A 22225-nucleotide genomic window follows, 5' to 3' on the forward strand; every position below is an offset into this window, starting at 1 on the left:
AACCATTTTATTGTAATGGATTTTCATCTTTTTGACAAGAAATTATGCGCAATCCAACAATTTTTAAAACAAGAAGACCTTGGATTTATTGGTAAACGGTCTGAGCAATGACCAAACCTCTAGCGGACTCAAACTCGTACTGCAGATAGGACTGGTAGGTACCGGGCGCGATAATCCCGCGAATATCCAGAATATCTGTCCCAGCCTGCCCAATAATCGAATCTGCTAGCAGGCAACAGTTGGTCGACAGGACAAAATAAGTCTTGAAACGACTGGTTTTAAACTTATATAGCTGCGCTCCTAGTTCATACTTCAACTTGTAGGAGTATGTTGGCTGGCCATTTTTCAGTTCTGCTGGCGGCTCCCATTCCACCAACAACTGATCGATTTCAGCCAAGCGCTTTTCAACCGACTCCCTCTCCTTATCCGTCAAAGTCAAAGAATAACCAAAGAGTGTTTTCTTACTTTCTTTTTTGCAAAGCTCAATATAAGCGTCTTTAGGAACCTTGAAGAGAACGCCGTCTCCAATCATACCCTTGCATCGCTCAGAAAAAACATCATAGCTGCCATAAGAAATCACTTGTCCCTGATAGCAAATATCTACATGACCAATGGCTCCAAATAAACTTGTCTTTGAAGTATGAACCAAGACCTCTAAGTCCGTCTTTTTCTCTCCGTTCTTAACAAGACTATAAACATTTTTACGATCAGAAGCTGCTTCTCCCTGAATCAGTCGATTAAAGCGCTCCAGATTTTCTACCGGAATAAAGGCTGCAAAAATAATAGGTAGGTTAATACGAATTTGCCTACGTAGCCGATGTTTTTCCCGGTCATTATCAAAAAAGAGACCATCCCGAATATTGGACATTCCTAGCATCATCAAATAGATTCCCAAAATCAAAAACTGCAGGTGTCCGTCAGTCGCAGGCGAAAGAATACTGGTCAGCCCAATTCCACCATAGAGAACGGTATCAAATAGATAGCGCAAGCCGCCCTTGACATGATTTTGCCGATAAAGGAGATAAGTCACTCCGTAAATAGCGGCAGTCAAGAGCTGGTAGCTACCCAAACTGATAATCACAATATTGACAGGCACATCACTGATTCGGTTGAGCCAACTGATACCCATAGCGACTGTAATCTGAAGCAGACTAGGCCAGACAGCCCCTTCTTTCTTGCGCGTAAAAACATGAAGAACAATATTTACCAAGCCAACAACCGTCAGATAAAGCGAAATAAAATCGAAGCCCAGCTGGGTAAAGCTGAAGCCATTGACAATGATAATCAGGCCGAAAACAAGGGCTAAAAGACCAAAGAGTAAGGTTCTACGGCCACTGACTTTATGAAATTTTGACACTTGCATCTCTAACTTTGCCTCCTCTATCGTTCGAAAAAAGAGCTGGGGAAATCCCCCAAACTCTGATCTTATGTACTTATCCGTAGATTGTTTTAAACAAGAGGACAGCTGTGATACCTGCAAGAATCGGTGCCACAACTGGAACCCAAGAATACCACCATTTTGAATCACCCTTGTGTTTGCCCAAAACAGATTCTGGCAGGATGAAGTGGAGGATACGAGGTCCGAGGTCACGAGCTGGGTTCAGCCCAGGTCCAGTAGGGCCTCCCAGAGAGGTTACCAAAGCCATTACCAAGAAACCAAGTGCCAAGTGAGCGACTGAAAGGCTACCAACTTGGAATGGTGCAACTTGATCTTTAGCCTGAGATATTGCAGCAGCAATCTGTTCTTTAGGAACTGAAGTCCCTTGTGCTGCCATCTGAGCAGCTTGCGAATTGATAGTTGCTTCAGCTTTGCTCAACAATTCTGCTCCAAAGAAGTTCTTGGTCAAGCCCATAGCAGCAAAGAAAAGAACAAAAGAACCAACAAATTCATTGATAAAACCATTAAACAAGGCAGCTTTACGTGATTCAGGTGTGCCATGGTCTAGGCTAGAAATAGTAGAGAAAGTACCTAAGATATTGTTAGGATTTTCTGTTTTCAGATAGTAAGGACGGTGGGTCGCAACGACCAAGGCCTGTCCGAAAATAGCTCCTAAAAGCTGCGCTGCAATGTATGGTGCAACCTGTGCCCAAGGGAAATAACCGCTGACAGCAAGTCCCAAAGTAAAGGCAGGGTTGATATGGTTACCGGACACATTACCAAACATCAAAGCTGGAATCATAACCCCCATACCGTAACCGACAGCGATGACTAACCAACCGCTCTGATGTCCCTTAGTTCCTTTTAATTCAACGTTGGCAACAGCTCCGTTCCCCAAGACAATGAGGATAGCTGTTCCTAAAAATTCTGTGGCGTATTTAACGACCCATTCGAAATCCATTTAGTGATACTCCTTAAATATTTTTTAGACAAAGTCTATTTTATCAAGTATAATGGATAATGTAAAGGTCATTTTTAATAAAAATAAGAAAAAGAGGGAAGAATATGCGTTTTAATCAGTATAGTTATGCAAAAACGAAACGGGAAAATATGTTGATAGAATTAGCTGAATTAGGCTTTTTTTATGACAGCAATCGCTCTGATAAGGAAAATCTTGAAGATTTTCTCCGCACCAGCTTTTTCACTTATAAAAATACAGATTATCCCTTGAAATCCTGGGCTGCTGACAGCCAAACAGACCTGCTGAGCTTTTTCCAGTCTGACAGAGAACTGACAGCGTCTGTCTTTTACACTGTGGCCTTTCAGCTGCTTGAGTTCTCGCCCTTTATTGATTTTACAGATTTTGAGGCCTTTCGCAAAGAAACAGGCTTTCCAATTACATTTGGAGACTTGTTGGAAAATCTCTACCAGCTGCTCAACACTCGGACAAAAAATGGCAACCTCTTAGTTGATAAGCTAGTCAGCGAGGGGTTGATTCCTGAGGACAATACCCACCACTACTTCAATGGTAAGAGCCTGGCAACCTTTTCCAGCCATGATGCTATCCGAGAGGTAGTTTACGTGGAATCACGCGTGGATACTGATCGAGACGGTCGTCCGGATCTCATCAAGGTCAGCATCATCCGTCCCCGTTATCAAGGACCAGTTCCTGCTGTCATGACTGCCTCTCCTTATCATCAAGGAACCAATGATCCCGCCAGCGACAAGGCTCTACATGATATGAATGTGGACTTAGCAAAAAAAGAACCCCATCAAATCACGGTACAAGATCCTGAACTTAAATTGCTCCAGCTGGATTCACCAGTTCCTGCCCAAGAAGTATCTGAAACCGAGGAAAAATTAGGTCATATCGGCACCTACACGCTCAATGATTACTTGCTGCCCCGCGGTTTTGCCAATCTATATGTGTCTGGCGTGGGAACCAAAGACTCTGAAGGACTGATGACCAGCGGAGACTATCAGCAGATCGAAGCCTATAAGAACGTTATTGACTGGCTCAACGGCCGTTGCCGAGCCTTCACCGACCACACCCGCCAACGGGAAATCAAGGCCACCTGGTCCAACGGAAAAGTGGCTACGACCGGTATCTCCTATCTAGGCACCATGTCCAACGGGCTGGCAACGACTGGCGTAGACGGGCTGGAAGTCATTATCGCCGAAGCTGGGATTTCTTCTTGGTACAACTACTACCGCGAAAACGGCCTTGTCACAAGCCCTGGCGGCTATCCCGGAGAGGATTTTGAATCCCTGACCGAACTGACCTATTCCCGCAACCTGAGGGCTGGTGACTATCTACGTCATAATGACGCTTATCAGCAAAGCTTAGAGCAACAGCGTAAAGACTTAGACCGGCAAACCGGAGATTACAATCAATTTTGGCATGACCGCAACTACCTGCTCCATGCAGATAAGGTCAAGACCGAAGTCGTCTTCACCCACGGCTCTCAAGACTGGAATGTCAAGCCTCTCCATGTCTATAATATGTTTCGGGCCTTACCGCCCCACATCAAAAAGCATCTTTTCTTCCATAACGGTGCCCATGTTTACATGAACAACTGGCAGTCCATCGACTTCCGTGAGTCTATCAATGCTCTGCTGAGCAAGAAACTGCTGGGTTGTGAATCAGACTTTGAACTGCCAGCAGTCATCTGGCAGGACAATAGCCAAGCTCAAAGCTGGCTGACCTTGGAAGACTTCGGTGGACAAGAGCAGAACCTTCATCTCCAACTAGGCCAAGACTGCCAATCTATCCAAAATCAATATCCAGAAGAAGACTATAATCGTTTTGCCAAAAACTACCAAAGCTTTAAAACTGAACTTTTTGAAGGTAAGGTCAACCAGATTACTCTGGACTGGACCTTGGAAAAGGACCTCTTTCTCAACGGAGCGACCCAGCTCAATCTTCTACTCAAATCCAGCACCGATAAAGGATTGATTTCTGCTCAATTACTGGACTTTGGACCAGCTAAACGCCTCACACCGATTCCGACACCGCTTGAGCCTAGAGTCATGGACAACGGCCGCTACTATATGCTGGACAATCTGGTTGAACTGCCCCATACTGAAACGCCTCATCGCGTCATCACCAAAGGCTTCATCAACCTGCAAAACCGGACTAACCTACTGACTGTTGAAGAAGTCACTCCTGACCAATGGCTGGAATTTTCCTTTGAACTGCAACCAACTATCTATAAGATGAAAAAAGGCGACCAACTGCGCCTCGTACTTTACACTACAGACTTTGAGCATACCGTCCGTGATAAGACTGACTATCAGCTGACAGTAGATTTGGAGCAATCTAGTCTGGATTTGCCAACAATGACATCACATTAATAAAAGAAAAAGACGCTGAAATTCAGCGCTTCAGATTGAAGACAAAGTCCTAAGAACAGAAGTTTCTAAGGGCTTTTCTTTTATTGTAGATTGAGATATTCCTCTGCATATTTTTTATAATCTGGCTTTTCCTTGCGGTTCATAGCAAAGAGCATACTGCCTGTGAGATAGTCATCGTCTGAGTCAGGAATTAGCATAATAGCAATGTTTTTATCTTTCTCAGGAAAGACGATAGAAAATGTTCCGCCATTATCTTTCCGAGTCAGGCCGTAATAACTCACTCCATTCTTAAAACCAACTGCATTTTGAGTATACTCATACTCTTCTTCGTTGACAATAATGGTCTTGTCTTTTATTTCAATGGTCTTTTGTTCACCGCTAGCATCCTGTACATTCCATTTTCCCTGAATTTTGGGACTGCCACTGCAGCCAATTAGGATGAAGAGGGATGAGAGCACTACTAACAGCAAAGCTTTTATCTTCTTGTTTTTCAAGTTGTCTTCTCCTTGGTATATAGATTCATGACCATTCTACTATAAATGACAAATTTTTGTCAAACCTCTTAGAAATGTTCTTCTTGCCACTTTTCCAAAAAATGATATAATTTGAAGAGTGAAGATTACCAAGGGCTTAGCCCTTGCGAGAGAAAGGAAAGAAAATCTTATGATGAACATGCAAAGCATGATGAAGCAAGCACAAAAGCTTCAAAAACAAATGGAAAAAGGACAGGCAGAACTAGCTGCAACAGAATTTACCGGCAAATCAGCTCAAGACTTAGTCGTTGCTAAGCTGACAGGCGATAAAAAGGTAGTCAGCATTGACTTCAATCCAGCAGTTGTGGATCCTGAAGATTTGGAAACTCTGTCAGAGATGACTGGGCAGGCCCTGAATCACGCGCTGGCTCAGATTGATGATGCTACTCAGAAGAAAATGGGTGCTTTCGCAGGCAAATTGCCTTTTTAAGCAAGATAAATAACCTTACCTCTTGACTAAACATAAGTCAAGCAATACTCGAACCAGCAAAAAAGACTGAGATTTCTTCAGTCTTTTTTGATTTATAGTCGTTCCCTCACCAGTCCACTACACAAAATTAAGCAAATCCGCTGCCTTGCTCATCAAAAGCAGGGCATAGTCGGGTTTGTTTTGCAGCTCCTTGATGGAGCTCTGAACCAGCTCTAAATCATCAGTTATCATGCCATCAACACCCAAGCGGAAGGATTTGCCGATGCTGTCTGCATCATTGATGGTCCAGTCATAAAGCTTCTTATCCGTCGTCCATAGCTTATCGACAAAGTTTTCATCGAGAGTCGAATACTCCATCGTATAGCCGGAAGCCTGTGTCCGTGGGAAAATAGTATTGTAGGGCAGGATAAAGAAAGTCGGTATGCTCTTATCATACTGGACTGTCTTGTCAATAACCTGATAGTCCAAAGACTGAATCTGGTGGCCATAAACCTTGATATTGGCTCCGTATTGACTCAGAAAACGGTCCATCATATCGTCTGAGTCCAAGCTGCTGGTCTTGATTTCTATCAAGAGTCTCTGGCCCATTTGATTGGCTCGTTTGAGATAAGCATCAAAGCTGGAAATTTTGGCAGTGTGTCCATTTTCTGAAATATCTAAAGCCGTCAGCTCTTGCAGAGTCAGCTCTTGCGGTCTGGCATCAACACCAGCCAAGGCTTTTAGATTGGCATCGTGCATCATGACAAACTGGCCATCCTTGGTCTCCTGAACATCCATTTCGATATAATCTGGCTTGAGCAGGGCGGTTTTCTCTAGCGACTCAACCGTATTCTGGACACCATTTCCCTGCGAAACTCCGCGGTGAGAGATGGTCAGAGGGACGTTTTCCAAGGGCAGATTGAGATAGGCAAAGCCTTCAAGGGCAAAGACAGAGCTAGTGACCAAAAGGATAAACCAGCGCATGAGAGGCAGACCTTTCCTGTAGCGGTACTCAGACAGCTTGCTGTCTGTCAGAAAAGCCACAAACTTAATCAGAAAGTAGGCTACCATAAAGTAATAAGCCAGCTTGATGAGGCAGTAATTGACAACTGCTGCTGTCAAGGCTATCTGATTGGACTGGCCATCCGCATACTGCTGCAACACTAAAATCGGAATGCTGCTTAAAAGAAAGAAGAGAAAGCTCTTGGCCAGTATCCAAAAGAGCTGCCAAGTATAGCGAATCAAGTGCCCCTTGGTCTTCTCCAAACTATACCTAATCGCATCTCGTAGGCGGAAATGCTCAAAAAAGAGCTTGGGCAGGGCAAACATCAGGCGGACAGCTATCAAAAAAAGCAGAAAACCTAAAGCATAGATTGATAATTTCATCCATAAGGCCGTCTTGAGATAGGTCACGATAAATTCTGGAATCAGAATTTTATTCAAGTAGTAGATTTTGAGAATTTGCCGCAGAAAGGGAAAGATAAAACCCATATACAGTGCAATGAAGAGGACCTTGCTGGGTCGGGCGTAGCGAATCAGCGAGCCGCTGTCTTTGAAACTTTTCTTGATAAACTGAAAGGCGCTTCGTTCTTCCTCGTCCAGAAGATTGCGGAGCCCCATAAATATCAGTCCAATCTGAAAATAAGCGACAAAGAGATTGACCGCAAAAAGCGCTAGAAAGGCTAAGCCAACCCAGACATTTGAAGTCAGAACCTTCAGGGCATTTGTATAAGATAAGAAGAGGTAGCCTGTCTGCTTGAGCAGAGTCTCTGCTGCAAAGGAATTGAAAGGCACCCAGGCCAGCTCCATGAGCATAAAGACTGTGAAAAAGAGCAACAAAATTTTATCAAGATTACGATAGAGACGTAAAAGTCCCAGTCTTTGTGATTTCATTTTCCTCCTTTATGTTGTGAACAATACAAAACTTGCTAAAAAGCGATTCTTATTTAAAACAAGGTTGAGACAGATGTCCCAACCTTATTTTTATTTTCCAAATAAACGTGCCCAAAAGCCCTTGCTTTCCTGTTCCTGCACCTTTTCCTTGGCTTCATCCAACTCCAACAGCAAGGTTTCACGCTCATTCATAGCCTTAGCCGTCAGCTGCTGCTGCTGGTCCAACTGCTTGTCCTTTTCAGCAATCTGGACATCCTTGATGCGCAACTGCTCATCTTTCTTAGCTAGCTGGCTGTCCTTGGCCTTAAGCTGCTCATAGAGACGCACAATCTCAGCATTTTTTTCATCCACCAAGATTTCCATCAGCTCGCGTTGCTTCACATCTTCGCTAACAGGTTCATCTTCAAAAATAGTTTTCTTATAAATCTCTTCCAGCTTAATCAAGCCGCTGCGGGTCACCACCGTGACTCCTTTTTCATTCTTTTCCGTATCTTCTGGCGGCAGTGCCTTGACACGATTGTTAATCGCCTGACGGCTAACTCCAAGAATCTCGGCTAACTCGCTGACTGTCTTTTCAATTGCCATAATTTCCTCAAAAACTTTTTCTAGTTTGTAGATACCTAAATCTTATCATATCAAGCCTTAACTGTCAAATTTCACAATATTTTTTGAGCCTGACTCCTATCTTTTTAGCCCCTTTTTGTGATACAATGAGACAGATTAGTCTAGTAAGAGAAATAAAAAAATATAATGAATTTAGAAACCTAGAGATGTTCAGCTACAGCCTTCCAAGAGGAACTGCAAGATAGCAAATCCTGCTCACCAAGGAAGCACAAGATTTCTGACTAACTGATAGAAACCACTCTCTACGAAAGGAAACCACCAATGAACCATTTCGACACAATCATCATCGGAGGAGGACCGGCTGGCATGATGGCTGCCATTTCCAGTTCTTTCTACGCACAGAAAACCTTGCTTATCGAGAAAAATAAACGACTGGGTAAGAAATTAGCTGGTACAGGTGGCGGTCGCTGCAATGTGACCAATAATGGAGATTTGGATGACCTCCTGGCTGGTATTCCTGGTAACGGACGCTTTCTTTACAGCGTTTTTTCCCAGTTTGACAACCATGATATCATCAACTTCTTTACAGAGAACGGCGTCAAACTCAAGGTCGAAGACCACGACCGTGTTTTCCCTGCGACAGACAAGTCCCGCACCATCATCGAAGCTTTGGAAAAGAAAATTGCAGAGCTGGGTGGCACTGTCATCACCAATACTGAAATTGTCTCCGTCAAAAAATCCGATAGCCTTTTTTCTGTCAGATCCAGCGGCCAGACTTGGACCTGCCAGAAATTGATTGTGACGACTGGCGGCAAGTCCTACCCTTCAACAGGCTCGACAGGTTTTGGACACGATATTGCCCGACACTTCAAGCACACGGTGACTGACCTGGAAGCTGCTGAAAGTCCTCTTCTGACTGACTTTCCTCACAAAGCGCTTCAGGGGATTTCGCTGGACGATGTGACCCTCAGCTATGGCAAGCATGTCATCACCCACGACTTGCTCTTTACCCACTTTGGCCTATCAGGTCCGGCAGCCCTGCGCTTGTCTAGCTTTGTCAAGGGCGGTGAAACCATCTATATGGACCTTTTGCCACAGATGAGTCAGCAGGCTCTGGCGGATTTTTTAGAAGAACATCGGGAAAAATCCCTGAAGAACTGCCTGAAAATTCTCCTGCCCGAGCGAATGGCAGACTTTTTTGCCCACCCCTTTCCCGAGAAAGTCAAACATCTCAGTCTCAGTGAAAAAGAGGCTCTCATCCAGCAAATCAAGGAACTAGCAATCCCTGTCACTGGCAAAATGTCTCTGGCCAAATCCTTTGTAACCAAAGGCGGCGTCAGCCTCAAAGAAATTAATCCCAAAACTCTGGAAAGCAAACTGGTTCCCGGCCTCCACTTCGCTGGAGAGGTCCTAGACATCAATGCCCACACGGGCGGCTTCAACATCACATCTGCCCTCTGCACCGGCTGGGTGGCAGGAAGCTTGCATTATGAGTGATAGGGAAAATATTTTAAAGCAATTGAAAAAAACTGGTCGAAGAACATTGTACTGACCTCAAAAAGTTAGACAGAAAAATCTAACTTTTGGGGTACAGTGCACATTCTCACCAGTTTTTATTCCGCATTTGTCCGAACGTAAACTGCAATCACATCTGCTGTATACTGGGCAGTGCCCGGTCCAAATTGATCGATATTCTTCTTGAATTCTGGATTGTGGACATAGCCCTGACCGATGTGGGCAAAGACTTGCAGCGAGCAGTCAAAACCGTAAGTGCGAATGGCTTGTAAGAGACGCACTGCCTGCTCCTGATTTTCTGCTGCTTCAATCGGCAAGCCTTGCTGCATATTCTCTGCCAGACTTTGAAAAACTTGATTGAAAGCTGCGGCAGATTCTTCTTCCCGTCCATTTTGACGAGCCAATGCTTCTGACATGACTTCTTGACCGTATTCTTCGACAGCTTCTTGATGATATTTGTGATTGTCTTCATAGGTAAAACCTGCGAATTTTTCTTTCATTGTCATTTTTCTTTCTCCCTTTTCATCTTGGATGGTTTTTTGTAAGGTGGAAATCAAGGTATCCAAGCGATCTCTTTCCTGCTGCAAATACTCTAACTGCCTAACCAGATGCGGCAATAAGGCCTGTTCATCCTGACTCAGCAGCTCTGCTATTTTCTCCAAAGAAAAACCCAGATACTTATAGTAAAGGATGACCTGCAACCTCTCTAAATCAGCTTGGCTGTATGTCCGATAGCCATTTTCTGATTTGGCAGGAACTAATAGTCCGATTTTGTCGTAATGATGCAGGGTTTTGACAGAGACACCTGACAGTTGTGCCGCTTCTTTGATGTGGTACATGTAATTGCCTCCTTGCTTAACTAGTATATACCATGACCTAAGGGGAGTGTCAAGTTTTTTAGAAATTTTTTAAACCTCTTTAAAGTTCCCAAAGCGGCTAGCATTTATTTACGAGAAACCATAGCAATAAAGCCCAGTTTTTCTTGATTCTTTTGGAACATCTTAAACATCTTCATAAACTGGCCGTAGTTCTCTTTTTTAAGGGCATTGAAGCAGATTTTCAGTGTGCCACCCAGCCCTTCGTCATATATCATCCCTCGAAAGCTCATCAAGGTCATTTCGCCAACAAAGGTGTCCACACGGTCAAAAGCGTGAGAACGTGCTAGCTGAATCCAAGATCCCTCGGTTAGAGGCCCCACATTGACATTAATCGCACTAGATAGCTCTTCTCGGACATTCTCATCTTTTTGCTTGAGCATGACGTCGTGGGTGAGGAGCACTCCACCTGGCTTCAGCACCCGGTAGTACTCATCCATACATTTGGCCTTCCCCTTATCCGTCTGCATGGTCAGCATGGCTTCATTGATAACAATATCAAAAGAATTGTCATCATAAGGCAGCTTCATGGCATTAGCCTGCTCAAATGTGACGAGCTCACCAACACCAGCCTTGTCTCTATTAAGCTTAGCCTGAGCCAGCGCAGCCTTATCCAAATCAACTGCAGTAATCTGGCAGCCATATGTTTTAGCTAGCTCGATTGTTGTGGTCCCCATATTGCAGGCAACCTCTAGAACTTTCTTATCGCTGGAAAACTGCCCCTGCTCAATCAGCCAGTCGGTTGCCAGCTTACCACCGGGACGAAGGCGTTTCTTTCCTAATTTTGCTAAAAATTTATGACCTGCTTCTGCCATTTCCGAACCTCCATAATTTTGATTGCTTCCATTATAGCATAAAATATTATATTTTCAGATAATTCTTAGAATTCAGCAAAAAAACAGACCGAATCGACCGATTCAATCTGTCTTGTATCTCTTTACAAGCCAAGAAATCCCGCCAGATAGCGCAGCAAGGCTACCAAAACCACGCCAAATACAACAGTTGCAATTAAGTTCTTATACTTAAAAGCCACATAGCTAGTCGGAAAAACGGCCATTAAATCCAGCCATTTAAAACTCGGCAGCTGACCTGTTTTAGCATTGGTGACACTGGATAGGATAAGGGCAAAGATTATGGAAACTGGCAGATATTTGAGGAAACGCTCCACCATAGGCGGAAGCCCCTTGTACTTGACTAGGATAAAGGGTAAAACCCGCGGAATCCAAGTGACTAGAGCTGACAAAAGAATGGCCAGCAAAATATACTTACTTATCATCCAAGATCACCCCCACCGTACAGCCTAGCAAGGTTGCAAAAAGCACCGCTAGCGAATTTTGAAGTAGCATAGTTAGGACTAAGTAGGCAAGGCCCACCACGCCCAAGACGAAAAAGAGCTTCTTTATCTTGACCCGTCGCAGCATGATTGTAAACTGAGAAGAAAAAATGCCAATAAACATGGCGACTAGGGCAAAGTCTAGGCCAAAGCTCTCAGGATTGGGCAGAAGGGCGCCGAGGGCAGTTCCTAAAATAGTACCCAAAATCCAAGAAGTATAACTCATGAAATTGTTACCCATCATCCAGCTAGCCGCAATCTCTTCTGTATGCACCTGCTCTCCCATCAAGACCCCATAAGATTCATCCGTCAAAAAAGAGCCAATGACAATGTTCTGAGCTAAGCTAGACTTACGAAAAAGAGTTGATGCATGCAGACAGAGCAAAAGATGCCGGATATTGATGAGAAAAACAGTCAGTGCGATGGCCAAAACCGGCGCCTGCTGGGCAAATAAACCAATCATAGCAAACTGGGCACTGCCGGCATAAACCAGAACACTCATCAACCCCATCTCCAAGGGATTCATATAAGGCGATGCCATGATGCCGCAGGCTAGACCAATCCCAATATAGCCCAGAGCCGTTGGCACCGCCGCTTGTGCCCCTTGTTTAAATGTCTGTCCGCGCATTCTTCTCCTTTACTCCATGGTTTCAAAAGCCAGACTTGGCTTAGCATTCAGGTCCAAACTGGCAAAATTCTCCTTGTTCCACTCACTGACACTGGCATAGGCAATCATACCAGCATTGTCACCGCAGAGGCGAAGCGGTGGAATAATCACCTTAACATCCTGAATCTCAGCTGCCAAGCGTTCTCTCAGTCCTTGATTGGCCGCAACACCGCCCGCCACGACCAGAGTCTTGACTGGATATTTTTCCAGCGCTTTCTTAGTCTTGGCCATGAGAATATCCATGACCGCCGCCTGAAAGCTTGCTGACAAGTCTTGATTAGATAAGACCTCTCCTTTTTGCTGGGCATTGTGGTGCAGGTTGATAAAGGCCGACTTGAGACCGGAAAAAGAAAATTCCAGATTGTCTTCCTTAATCATGGCCCGCGGAAAATCATAAATATCCTGTCCCTCATGAGCCAGCAGATCAATCTCCCGGCCTGCTGGATAGGTCAGCCCCATGACTCGACCGACCTTATCATAGGCTTCACCGACCGCATCATCGCGAGTTTCCCCCACAATCTTATAGTCACCAGCCTGACTAACATAGACCAGCTCGGTATGGCCGCCACTGACCAAGAGAGCCAGCAAGGGAAATTCCAAGGGCTCCACACTCTGGGCTGCCATCAGGTGTCCAGCCATGTGATTGACCGGAATCAAGGGAATATCATGAGCCCAAGCAAAAGACTTGGCCGCTGCCAAGCCGACCAGAAGCGCCCCAACCAGACCTGGACCGTAGGTAACAGCCACAGCTGTGACTTGCTCCTCGCTAATCCCTGCTTCTGCCAAGGCCTCCTCAATGCAAACCGTAATGACCTCCACATGATGGCGGCTGGCCACTTCTGGTACCACTCCACCAAAACGCTTGTGGCTCTCAATCTGGCTGGCAATAACATTGCTCAAAAGCTCAGTCTCATTCTTCAGAACCGCCACACTGGTCTCGTCACAAGACGTCTCAAAAGCTAAAATATATCTATCTTTCATGGATCTCTCTTTTCATGACAATCGCATCTTCCACTGGCGCATGATAGTAGGCCTTCCGCCGCGCGATTTCTTCAAATTTTTCTTTTTTGTAAAATAGCAGAGCTGGCTTGTTGGACTCCCTCACTTCGAGGAAAATTTCTTTGTCTGCTGGCAAAAAGGCAAACAAGGCTGTCGCGATTTTCTGTCCCTGATAGCTAGGCAATACAGCAATCTGCAGAACCTCTGCTTCAAAGTCTGTCTCCTGCCAGACTAAAAAGGCAACAAGCCGATTCTCATCTTCTGCCAGCGCACAGCTGTTCACATCCGAGCGCAGAACCTCTTCCACTTGGCCTGCGGTCCAAGGACTGACCTCATAGACTGCAAGTAAGAGCTGTTCCAGCTCTTTTGCGAGAGTTGCTGCGTCCATATCTGAGCTATCGCTCCATTTTCTCATCGTAATCATAGGCGCTGAATGTAAGAATCACTGGATTCCTGATGTGTTTTGAGCCAATTTTCCTCAGCCTCTACCCGTTTGAGGTAGTTAGGAATAAAATCATGAATGGACTGGGCTGGCAGGTCTAAACCGAGACGACCAATAGCTGCCGCATCTAGTAAGGTCGGCTGAATGGCAGCCTGAGGAAGAGCAGCTTCAATTTGCTCCGCAAAAGCTGCTGTCTCTCCGGCAAAGGTGACCGGCTGGTTAGCAGCGCCAGCTATTTCCAAAACCTCTGCCAATGGCAGATGAGCCTCCGGCCGTACAGACTGACCAGACTGATAAAAGCCAGCATAGACATTATTGCGGCGGGCATCCATGACAGGAATGACCAAACCTTCCACCTGCTCTGGGACTAAAGCCAGCAAACTAGACACACCGACCAGCTCAATCTTGAGGGTATGAGCCAGAGTCTTGGCTGTCGCCACCGCCATTCGCAGACCTGTGTAGCTGCCCGGACCCTGAGCAACTACGATACGATCCAAATCTGTTGGCTTCATATCCAGACTATTCATCAGAAAATCGATAGCTGGCATAAGGGTAATGCTATGGTTTTTCTTTATATTTAAAGTCATCTGCGCCAGCAAGGTCTCGTCCTCTAAAATCGCGAGCGTCAGCGCCTTACTTGACGTATCAAAAGCTGCAATCTTCATGCTTATCCTCTATTTTTCCTCTTGCCGCCAAAGTGAGCGGCGTTTTAATTTGTCTTCGTAGAAACTATCTACCAAAAATTCCTCTAAAATCTGGCTAAAAGCCTCCAAATTAGGCACTTGCTGCGCCAAGTGTTTTCCAAAAATCGCTTCTTGCTCAGCAATCTTGGGCAGCAAATCCGCTCCAGCAGCAGTCAAGCTCAAGCGAGAACTGCGCTTGTCCTTGCTAGAAATTTCCTTCTTGACCAAGCCTTTTTTAATCAAAGCCTGCACCAAGCGACTAGGGCTTTTTTCCTCACAAATCAGGGATTCCCCCAAGCCCTTGAGAGACAGCGGAGCATGTTCGCCCAAAACGAGCAAGACCTCGCTTTGATTGGGCGTAATTCCCAAAGGCTCTAGCAACTTCCCATATTCTCTCGTCGCTAAGCTCTCTGCACTTCTAAACAAATAGCCAAATCGAATTCCTTCTGCTACCACGCTGCTCTCCTTTCAAAAATCACTTCTATACTATTTTACACTAGATTAGGTAAATTGTTGACAATTTTAGTTAAAAAATATAAAATCTCAAATAGATGATATATCATCTATTTGCAAAAGGAGGAAAAACGGATGACCCCAAACCCTACAAATCAAAAACCAGCTAGAACAATGACCCACGCTTTTGTGACTAGTGCGACCGGTCTTTTAGGAAATAATCTCGTGCGTGCTCTGCTAAAAGAAAACATTCAAGTGACCGCTCTCGTTCGCTCCGAGGAAAAAGCGCGCAAACAATTTGCCGACCTGCCTATCCAGATTGTCAAGGGGGATATTTTAGAGCCCGAAAGCTATCGTGACTATCTAGCAGGCTGCGACAGCCTCTTTCATACCGCTGCTTTTTTCCGCGATAATTATAAAGGCGGCAAGCACTGGCAGGAGCTCTACGACACTAATATTATAGGCACAAATAACCTCCTAGAAGCTGCTTACGAGGCTGGTATCCGCCAATTTGTCCATACTTCCTCCTGTGTCGTACTGGAAGGTGAGGCCAATCAGCTAATCGATGAAAGCATGTCTCGCTCAAAAGATACTCCTTTTGATTACTATCGCAGCAAGATTTTGAGTGAAGAGGCCGTTCGTGATTTCTTGGACAAGCATTCAGATGTTTTCGGTTGCTTTATCTTGCCGAGTGTAATGTTGGGTCCTAGAGACCTCGGTCCGACCTCCAGTGGGCAGCTGATTATCAATTTTGTAGAGCAAAAACTTCCAGGTATCTTAAAGGCTAGCTATAATATGGTGGATGCTAGAGATGTAGCAGATATTCATCTCCGCGCCATGAAATACGGACGCTCAAAGGAGCGCTATCTGGCAGTTGGACGGCAAGTGACCATGACAGAATTGTACCAAATACTGGAAAAAATCACTGGCGTTCCCGCCCCCAAGCGCAAGATCTCCCCTCTTTTCGTCAAAATCTATGCCCAAGCAAGTGAGCTCTACCACCGGCTCACCAAAAAACCAATTTTGGTTACCAATGAGCTCGCTCATCTCATGGCCGAAGAATATCTCAAAAGTAATTTTAGCTTTGCCAAAACCGAGAGCGAGCTAGGCGGACAGCATCGCCCTCTCGAAGAAAGCTTAGCTGACGTGGTAGATTGGTACCGCAAGCACGGCTATTTCGCCAAATAAGCAGCCCTCAAAATCAAGTGACCAAATGTTCATCGCTTGATTTTTCTTTTTGTCAAGCCGCTTTGGCTGAAAAACCGTCTCTGAAATTCACCGTCCCGACTTGCTTCCTAAGCTCATTCTATGGTATAATTACAATAATAATTAAACATCAGGTCAATTTCATTACTCTTACTTTTCCATAAGATACAAGGCTAAAACAGCATTTTAGCCTCTTCATTTGAGTAAGCCCTATCAGAAGTCACAGCAATCGCTCACTTTCCATTTATCATTTTTAATTTATCATGTGAAGAAATGCGCTAACGCCTGCCTTCTTTTATTTTTTAGACCTTATCACAGAAAGGAATCTTATGATTTACAAAGTTTTTTATCAGGAAACAAAAGAGCGCAGTCCGCGCCGTGAAAAGACACGCGCCCTCTATTTGGATATTCAAGCTGACAGCGAGTTGGAAGGTCGCATTCAGGCTCGTAAGCTCATCGAAGAAAATACCCCTTACAATATTGAATTTATCGAGCTCTTGTCTGACAAACACCTCGAATATGAAAAAGAGTCAGGCACTTTTGAATTGACGGAGTTCTAACCCATGGCATATACCTTAAAACCCAAAGAAGTTGGCGTTTTTGCGATTGGTGGGTTAGGCGAAATCGGTAAAAACACCTACGGGATTGAATACCAAAATGAAATCATCATCGTGGATGCCGGTATCAAATTCCCAGAAGACGACCTGCTAGGAATTGACTATGTCATTCCTGACTACTCTTATATCGTGGAAAATATTGACCGCGTAAAAGCTGTCCTCATCACCCACGGGCACGAGGACCATATCGGCGGTATTCCTTTCCTGCTCAAGCAAGCCAATGTTCCTATCTATGCTGGTCCTCTGGCCCTGGCCCTCATTCGCGGCAAGCTAGAAGAGCATGGACTTTTGCGCGATGCCAAGCTCTATGAAATCAATCAAAACACAGAACTGCAGTTCAAGCATCTGAAAGCTACTTTCTTCCGGACAACCCACTCTATTCCAGAGCCTTTAGGAATTGTCATCCATACGCCGCAGGGTAAGATTGTCTGTACCGGTGACTTCAAGTTTGACTTTACACCAGTCGGTGAGCCGGCCGACCTGCACCGCATGGCTGCTCTGGGCGAGGAAGGCGTTCTCTGCCTCTTATCAGACTCGACCAATGCTGAAGTTCCGACCTTTACTAATTCCGAAAAAGTTGTCGGCCAGTCTATTATGAAGATCATTGAAGGCATTCATGGACGGATTATTTTCGCCTCCTTTGCTTCAAACATCTTCCGGCTCCAGCAGGCAGCAGATGCTGCTGTCAAGACCGGCCGTAAGATTGCGGTCTTTGGCCGATCCATGGAAAAGGCTATTGTCAACGGGATTGAGCTGGGCTATATCAAGGTTCCTAAAGATACCTTCATTGAACCAAATGAACTCAAGGACTACCCAGCTGGTGAAGTGCTGATTATGTGTACCGGAAGTCAGGGTGAGCCGATGGCAGCCCTGTCTCGGATTGCCAATGGTACCCACCGTCAGGTGCAGCTGCAACCTGGAGATACAGTCATCTTTTCCTCTAGCCCTATCCCTGGTAATACGACCAGCGTTAACAAGCTGATTAATATTATCTCTGAAGCTGGTGTAGAGGTTATTCATGGTAAGATTAACAACATCCACACCTCTGGACACGGTGGCCAGCAAGAGCAGAAACTTATGCTCCGCTTGATCAAGCCTAAATATTTCATGCCAGTCCACGGTGAATACCGCATGCAGAAAGTCCATGCTGGGCTAGCCGTTGATACTGGAGTTCCAAAAGACAATATCTTCATCATGAGCAACGGCGATGTGCTAGCTCTGACAGCTGATTCTGCCCGCATAGCTGGTAGCTTCAATGCCCAAGATATCTATGTCGATGGTAACCGTATTGGTGAAATCGGTGCTGCTGTCCTGCGCGACCGTAAAGACCTGTCAGAAGACGGGGTCGTACTTGCTGTCGCAACAGTCGACTTTGAATCACAAATGATTCTAGCAGGCCCAGATATCCTCAGCCGTGGCTTCATCTACATGCGTGAGTCTGGTGATTTGATTCGCCAAAGTCAGCGTCTTCTTTTCAATGCTATCCGCATTGCCCTCAAAAATAAAGATGCCAATATCCAGTCTGTCAACGGTGCTATCGTCAACGCCCTTCGTCCTTTCCTTTATGAAAATACTGAGCGCGAACCAATTATTATTCCGATGGTGCTTACACCAGACGAAGACAACTAAAAAATAGCTTTGCCACTTGGGCAAAGCTCAGATTGAAGACAAACATCGTTTGAGTGTTTGTCTTTTTATATCTTCAGCGCTACTATTCTCAAAATAGGCTGGAATCTTTATCAAAATAGTTTTCAGCGAAAAATAAAAAGGCTTCCCCGCCATCATTTTTACCAATTTTTTGATATTCAGGCATGCCAAAGTAAGTCCAACTTTTGCCTTCATTTTGGACTTACCTACTTCTCTCGTATAACGTAGATTGTGGTATTCTTTGGCCGTGCCAAAAAGCCGCTCCACCGTTTCTTTACGTTTCTGGTAAAGTTCCTTGCTTCCCTTTTGATGCCGAATCTCCTCACAAATCTCTAAATACTCCCTCCAAATATGGCGAGTAACGACTTTCTGTTTCTTTTTACTTTCTGTGCAACTGGATAACAGAGGACAAATTGCGCAAATCTTAGGATCACTTTTATACTCACGATAGCCATCGCGATTTGTTGTAGAGTAAGCTAACACTTGATTTTCAGGGCAAAGATAACAGTCATAGTAGTCATCATAGATAAAGTCCTTAGGGCGAAGCTTCCCTTTCTTTCCACGAGGGCGAGTATAAGGGAATACAGGTGTAATATTTTGGTCAAGGAGGAATTTTGCAATACTTGGAGTCTTGTAGCCAGAGTCGGCGATAAGGTAGTCAGATTGGAGCCTTTCCAACTGTTCAAAAAGTGCAAGAAAAGCCTGACTGTCATGCACATTGCCAGCATCGATACTATAAGCTAGTGCCCATCCATGCTTATCGCATCCTACTTGGGCATTGTAGGCGAACACTTCCTTATGCTCCCCTTGTGAAACCAACCACTTTCAGGGTCTGTAGTAGAATTCTTCTTCGGTTCAGCCTCGCTTTCTTTTGCGGGCCCGAGAGACTTTTTTCAGTACTTTTTCCGATCTAAGCCAATCTCAACTTCCAGTTGCTCACTCATAAACCTAGCTTGCTTGTCTAGAACTTGATGAGTATATTTATGGTTATTGGCTGTGGCCTTGATATGAGTCCCATCAATAAAAATCTCAGTCGGGTCAATCAAACCTTGCCCCCATACAATGGATAGGACATAATGAAAAAATTCCTCGATTACTTCCTTATCTTGAAAACGACGATTGTAATTTTTGCCATAAGTGGTAAAATGAGAAACCTTATCGTTTAAACTCAAACCCAAAAACCAGCGATAGGAGGGATTGACCTCAATGTCCCTGATAGTTTGGCGCATGGAACGTATACCGTAGAAACATTGGATGAGAGGGATTTTAACTAGCATAACAGGGTCTAAACTAGGACGACCTTTATCTTCAGAATAAGTATCTGCGACTAAGTCATAGATGAAGGAAAAATCGATCACTTGCTCAACCTGACGAAGAAAATGGGCTTGCGGAACGAGTTCATCTAGCGTGTAAAAACCAACTTGATTGCGGTTGTAGTCTAGATTTTCTTTGTGAAACATAGGGAACACCTCACAACTTTTCTTACCTCTATTATACGACTTTACACAAAGAAAAGCCCTTAGAAATTTGTAGTTCTAAGGATTTTGTCTTCAATCTGAAAGAACAATTTCAACTGTTCTTTTTTTGTACTTATTTTATGAACCAACCACTACTCTTTCTCTTTATTAAACTTCACGCCGCTTCCGATACTTGACTTCAAAACCACTCTAAAAAATATCGAAAAGAAGTTTGATATTGAGAATGGTTAAGATAATGGAAACTGCGTAACCTAGGATTGTGTTCCACTTGGCATTAGTAAATTCTCCCATCAGTGACTTCTTAGAGGTTAGATAAATCAAGGGGAAAATTGAAAACGGAAGAGCGATTGAAAGAAAGACCTGTGAATAGACCAATAACTGATCCAAGGTTTTTTCTTGATGCCCAAACAAAACGGCGACTATAATCACAGGTAGCAAGGCAAAAATACGTGTACCGATACGGATAAGCCACTGAGGCAATCTTAGATGTAAGAAACCTTCCATGACAATCTGTCCTGTCAAGGTACCTGTAATGGTCGAATTCTGGCCACTTGCTAAGAGGGCTAAAGCAAACAAAGTTGACAGAATTGAGCTAGCTATCGCTCCTGCTATCGTCGAATCCTGTAAAGCATTGTACATTTGGGAGAAAGCTGAAATTTCAGATGCATGACCAAAAAAGAGGGAGGCACCTAAAATGAGAAGCAAGGAATTTACAATAAAGGCTAGAGACAACTGAAGATTTGAATCCCAGGTCATAAAGCGCACTGCTTTTCGAACATCCTTCTTATCTTTGTGATTTATTTTCCTTGTCTGGGATAGAGAGGAATGAAGATAGAGATTATGGGGCATGACTGTCGCACCTACAATCCCTAGAGCCAAGGTCAATTGACTTTCATGACCTGGTAACGGTGTTTCAAATAAAGTTGAAGTTGGTAAATAACCACCAATAATCCCTTGGATACTTGGATTGGATAAGGCCACAAGATAGGTAAAGATGGCTAATATGGTTAAAATAAGGGTCGTAACAATAGCTTCAATTTTTTTGAAACCAAATTTCATCAATAAAAGTAATAAAAATACATCTAAAACGGTTAGAAGGATAGCAATCATAATCGGTATTTTAAACAAAAGATTTAAGGCAATCGCTGAACCTAGAACCTCAGCCAAGTCTGTCGCCATTAAAGCCAATTCTAAAATCACCCACAAACTATAGCGAAGCCACTTGGGAGCATGATGAGCTGTTGCCTGCGCTAGGTCCATCCTAGTCACGATACCGAGCTTTCCAGCCATCTGTTGTAACTGCATAGCAATGATGGATGAAATCAAAATAACAAATAAAAGACTGTACTTGTAGGAGGCACCACCAACCACGCTGGTGATCCAGTTTCCTGGATCCATGTAGCCAACTGCCACAAGTGCACCAGGTCCTAAGAATGCTTTTAGATTTTGCCAAAAATGATTGTTATTTGGAGTCTCAATAGATTGATTGATCTCAGAAAGAGAGACTTTTTCATAAGAGGACATAGGGATTTCCCACTTTCTAATCTGTCTTTACATATTTCTTAATATAATATTTTTTGAAAGAATGATGAAAATAGTTTACCTATTTCCAATTCACCCTTATTATATCACATTTTGTAATGATTCCTAAGAAAAGAAATGATAGTTGAAATAGGCAATATCAGTATTGTAAAAGCCAGCGTTTTTTGTAAACTTTAATGGTGTTTGGCAATTGACTTCCATCTATTTGAAACAAGCTCAGCCTAATCTCTTAATAAAATGATATTTGGTAATGCCCTTTTGTGGGACATCTGTTAGACTGGCGTAGATTTCATAGCCTTGCTTGATGTAAAAATCCCTGGCCTGATAAGATTTAGTGGACAAGGTAATGCTAGTTACTCCAGCTTCTGCAGCCTTTTCTTCTAATTCTGCCAAAAGACTGGCTCCTAGGCCTTTTTTCTGATGTTCTTTATCCACCACCAAAGCCTTGATATGAATGTTTTCCAACACCTGTTGAGCATGGAGCAAGGCAATTAACCGGCCATCTTTCTCCCGCCTTAGATAATAATCTTGAGGTTCAAGTTTTTCAAGCATATCTGGACCAAAACAAGCCTCATATTGCTCATCAAAAACCCGCTTAATAAAATCATGAAATTCTTCCATCTTTCTCCTCCTCCAT

Annotated in this window: 21 protein-coding genes and 1 pseudogene; 6 read left to right on the forward strand and 16 right to left on the reverse strand. The window is 44.1% G+C overall.

Annotated elements, in window-relative coordinates; all coding sequences use genetic code 11:
* Positions 1 to 85: 85 nt before the first annotated feature.
* Both FOC72_RS08525 and gla read right to left on the reverse strand, forming a co-directional pair.
* Positions 86 to 1363 carry a hypothetical protein gene (locus FOC72_RS08525; protein WP_002896615.1) on the reverse strand — a complete coding sequence of 426 codons (1278 nt, stop codon included), beginning with the start codon at positions 1361 to 1363 and terminating at the stop codon, positions 86 to 88.
* A 70-nt stretch (positions 1364 to 1433) separates the two neighbouring features.
* Positions 1434 to 2339, reverse strand: coding sequence for an aquaglyceroporin Gla (gene gla / locus FOC72_RS08530; RefSeq protein WP_002896616.1), 906 nt, complete (start codon positions 2337 to 2339; stop codon positions 1434 to 1436).
* Positions 2340 to 2443: 104 nt separating this feature from the next.
* Here gla and FOC72_RS08535 point away from each other — a divergent pair, with 104 nt between their 5' ends.
* Positions 2444 to 4732: a Xaa-Pro dipeptidyl-peptidase gene (locus FOC72_RS08535; RefSeq protein ID WP_002896618.1), complete on the forward strand. Its 2289-nt coding sequence runs from the start codon at positions 2444 to 2446 to the stop codon at positions 4730 to 4732.
* A gap of 80 nt (positions 4733 to 4812) precedes the next feature.
* On the opposite strand, the gene FOC72_RS08540 is transcribed toward FOC72_RS08535, so the two are convergent.
* Positions 4813 to 5226 (reverse strand): hypothetical protein, encoded by a 414-nt coding sequence (locus FOC72_RS08540; protein ID WP_002896620.1) that lies wholly within the window; start codon positions 5224 to 5226, stop codon positions 4813 to 4815.
* 169 nt (positions 5227 to 5395) lie between these two features.
* Between FOC72_RS08540 and FOC72_RS08545 the strand changes: the two genes are divergently transcribed.
* A complete protein-coding gene (locus FOC72_RS08545; RefSeq protein ID WP_032914267.1) occupies positions 5396 to 5695 on the forward strand; it encodes a YbaB/EbfC family nucleoid-associated protein in 300 nt (99 codons plus the stop codon).
* Positions 5696 to 5812: 117 nt separating this feature from the next.
* Here FOC72_RS08545 and FOC72_RS08550 read toward each other — a convergent pair whose 3' ends face one another.
* Positions 5813 to 7567: a glycerophosphoryl diester phosphodiesterase membrane domain-containing protein gene (locus tag FOC72_RS08550; RefSeq protein ID WP_002896623.1), complete on the reverse strand. Its 1755-nt coding sequence runs from the start codon at positions 7565 to 7567 to the stop codon at positions 5813 to 5815.
* Positions 7568 to 7657: 90 nt separating this feature from the next.
* On the reverse strand, positions 7658 to 8152 hold the full coding sequence (locus tag FOC72_RS08555; RefSeq protein ID WP_002896624.1) for a DUF536 domain-containing protein: 495 nt from the start codon (positions 8150 to 8152) through the stop codon (positions 7658 to 7660).
* Between the two features lie 300 nt (positions 8153 to 8452).
* On the opposite strand from FOC72_RS08555, the gene aao reads away from it, so the two are divergent.
* The gene (gene aao / locus FOC72_RS08560; RefSeq protein ID WP_002896625.1) at positions 8453 to 9628 is read left to right on the forward strand and encodes an aminoacetone oxidase; all 1176 of its coding nucleotides are present in this window, start codon (positions 8453 to 8455) and stop codon (positions 9626 to 9628) included.
* Between the two features lie 116 nt (positions 9629 to 9744).
* Here aao and FOC72_RS08565 read toward each other — a convergent pair whose 3' ends face one another.
* From FOC72_RS08565 to FOC72_RS08600, 8 genes are all read right to left on the reverse strand, one after another.
* Positions 9745 to 10485 carry a MerR family transcriptional regulator gene (locus FOC72_RS08565; protein ID WP_002896626.1) on the reverse strand — a complete coding sequence of 247 codons (741 nt, stop codon included), beginning with the start codon at positions 10483 to 10485 and terminating at the stop codon, positions 9745 to 9747.
* Between the two features lie 104 nt (positions 10486 to 10589).
* Positions 10590 to 11336: a class I SAM-dependent methyltransferase gene (locus FOC72_RS08570; RefSeq protein WP_002896627.1), complete on the reverse strand. Its 747-nt coding sequence runs from the start codon at positions 11334 to 11336 to the stop codon at positions 10590 to 10592.
* A 122-nt stretch (positions 11337 to 11458) separates the two neighbouring features.
* Complete coding sequence (locus FOC72_RS08575) at positions 11459 to 11797, reverse strand: AzlD domain-containing protein (RefSeq protein ID WP_002896628.1); 339 nt, start codon at positions 11795 to 11797, stop codon at positions 11459 to 11461.
* Positions 11787 to 12482: an AzlC family ABC transporter permease gene (locus tag FOC72_RS08580; protein ID WP_002896629.1), complete on the reverse strand. Its 696-nt coding sequence runs from the start codon at positions 12480 to 12482 to the stop codon at positions 11787 to 11789. The genes FOC72_RS08575 and FOC72_RS08580 overlap by 11 nt, the downstream gene beginning before the upstream one ends.
* Before the next feature lie 9 nt (positions 12483 to 12491).
* Positions 12492 to 13502: a tRNA (adenosine(37)-N6)-threonylcarbamoyltransferase complex transferase subunit TsaD gene (tsaD, locus tag FOC72_RS08585; RefSeq protein WP_002896630.1), complete on the reverse strand. Its 1011-nt coding sequence runs from the start codon at positions 13500 to 13502 to the stop codon at positions 12492 to 12494.
* Complete coding sequence (gene rimI, locus FOC72_RS08590) at positions 13492 to 13944, reverse strand: ribosomal protein S18-alanine N-acetyltransferase (protein ID WP_002896631.1); 453 nt, start codon at positions 13942 to 13944, stop codon at positions 13492 to 13494. The genes tsaD and rimI overlap by 11 nt, the downstream gene beginning before the upstream one ends.
* On the reverse strand, positions 13941 to 14627 hold the full coding sequence (tsaB, locus tag FOC72_RS08595; RefSeq protein WP_002896632.1) for a tRNA (adenosine(37)-N6)-threonylcarbamoyltransferase complex dimerization subunit type 1 TsaB: 687 nt from the start codon (positions 14625 to 14627) through the stop codon (positions 13941 to 13943). Before tsaB ends, rimI begins: the two co-directional genes overlap by 4 nt.
* A 9-nt stretch (positions 14628 to 14636) precedes the next feature.
* Positions 14637 to 15101 (reverse strand): MarR family winged helix-turn-helix transcriptional regulator, encoded by a 465-nt coding sequence (locus FOC72_RS08600; protein WP_000225125.1) that lies wholly within the window; start codon positions 15099 to 15101, stop codon positions 14637 to 14639.
* Positions 15102 to 15233: 132 nt separating this feature from the next.
* On the opposite strand from FOC72_RS08600, the gene FOC72_RS08605 reads away from it, so the two are divergent.
* The 3 genes from FOC72_RS08605 to rnjA all read left to right on the forward strand — a co-directional run bounded on the left by FOC72_RS08605 (position 15234) and on the right by rnjA (position 18550).
* The gene (locus FOC72_RS08605) at positions 15234 to 16286 is read left to right on the forward strand and encodes an SDR family oxidoreductase (RefSeq protein ID WP_032914268.1); all 1053 of its coding nucleotides are present in this window, start codon (positions 15234 to 15236) and stop codon (positions 16284 to 16286) included.
* Positions 16287 to 16633: 347 nt separating this feature from the next.
* Entirely contained in the window at positions 16634 to 16864 is a 231-nt protein-coding gene (locus FOC72_RS08610; RefSeq protein ID WP_002896634.1) for a DNA-dependent RNA polymerase subunit epsilon, read from the forward strand.
* Positions 16865 to 16867: 3 nt separating this feature from the next.
* Complete coding sequence (gene rnjA, locus FOC72_RS08615) at positions 16868 to 18550, forward strand: ribonuclease J1 (RefSeq protein ID WP_002896635.1); 1683 nt, start codon at positions 16868 to 16870, stop codon at positions 18548 to 18550.
* Here the strand turns inward: rnjA and FOC72_RS08620 are convergent.
* From FOC72_RS08620 to FOC72_RS08630, 3 genes and pseudogenes are all read right to left on the reverse strand, one after another.
* Positions 18528 to 20028: pseudogene (locus FOC72_RS08620) on the reverse strand (IS1182 family transposase). The gene rnjA and the pseudogene FOC72_RS08620 overlap by 23 nt on opposite strands.
* A 207-nt stretch (positions 20029 to 20235) precedes the next feature.
* The gene (locus FOC72_RS08625) at positions 20236 to 21570 is read right to left on the reverse strand and encodes an Nramp family divalent metal transporter (RefSeq protein WP_002896638.1); all 1335 of its coding nucleotides are present in this window, start codon (positions 21568 to 21570) and stop codon (positions 20236 to 20238) included.
* Between the two features lie 234 nt (positions 21571 to 21804).
* Positions 21805 to 22209 (reverse strand): GNAT family N-acetyltransferase, encoded by a 405-nt coding sequence (locus FOC72_RS08630; protein WP_002896639.1) that lies wholly within the window; start codon positions 22207 to 22209, stop codon positions 21805 to 21807.
* Between the last annotated feature and the right edge of the window lie 16 nt (positions 22210 to 22225).

The sequence above is a fragment of the Streptococcus sanguinis genome, assembly GCF_013343115.1.
Lineage (GTDB): Bacteria > Bacillota > Bacilli > Lactobacillales > Streptococcaceae > Streptococcus > Streptococcus sanguinis_H.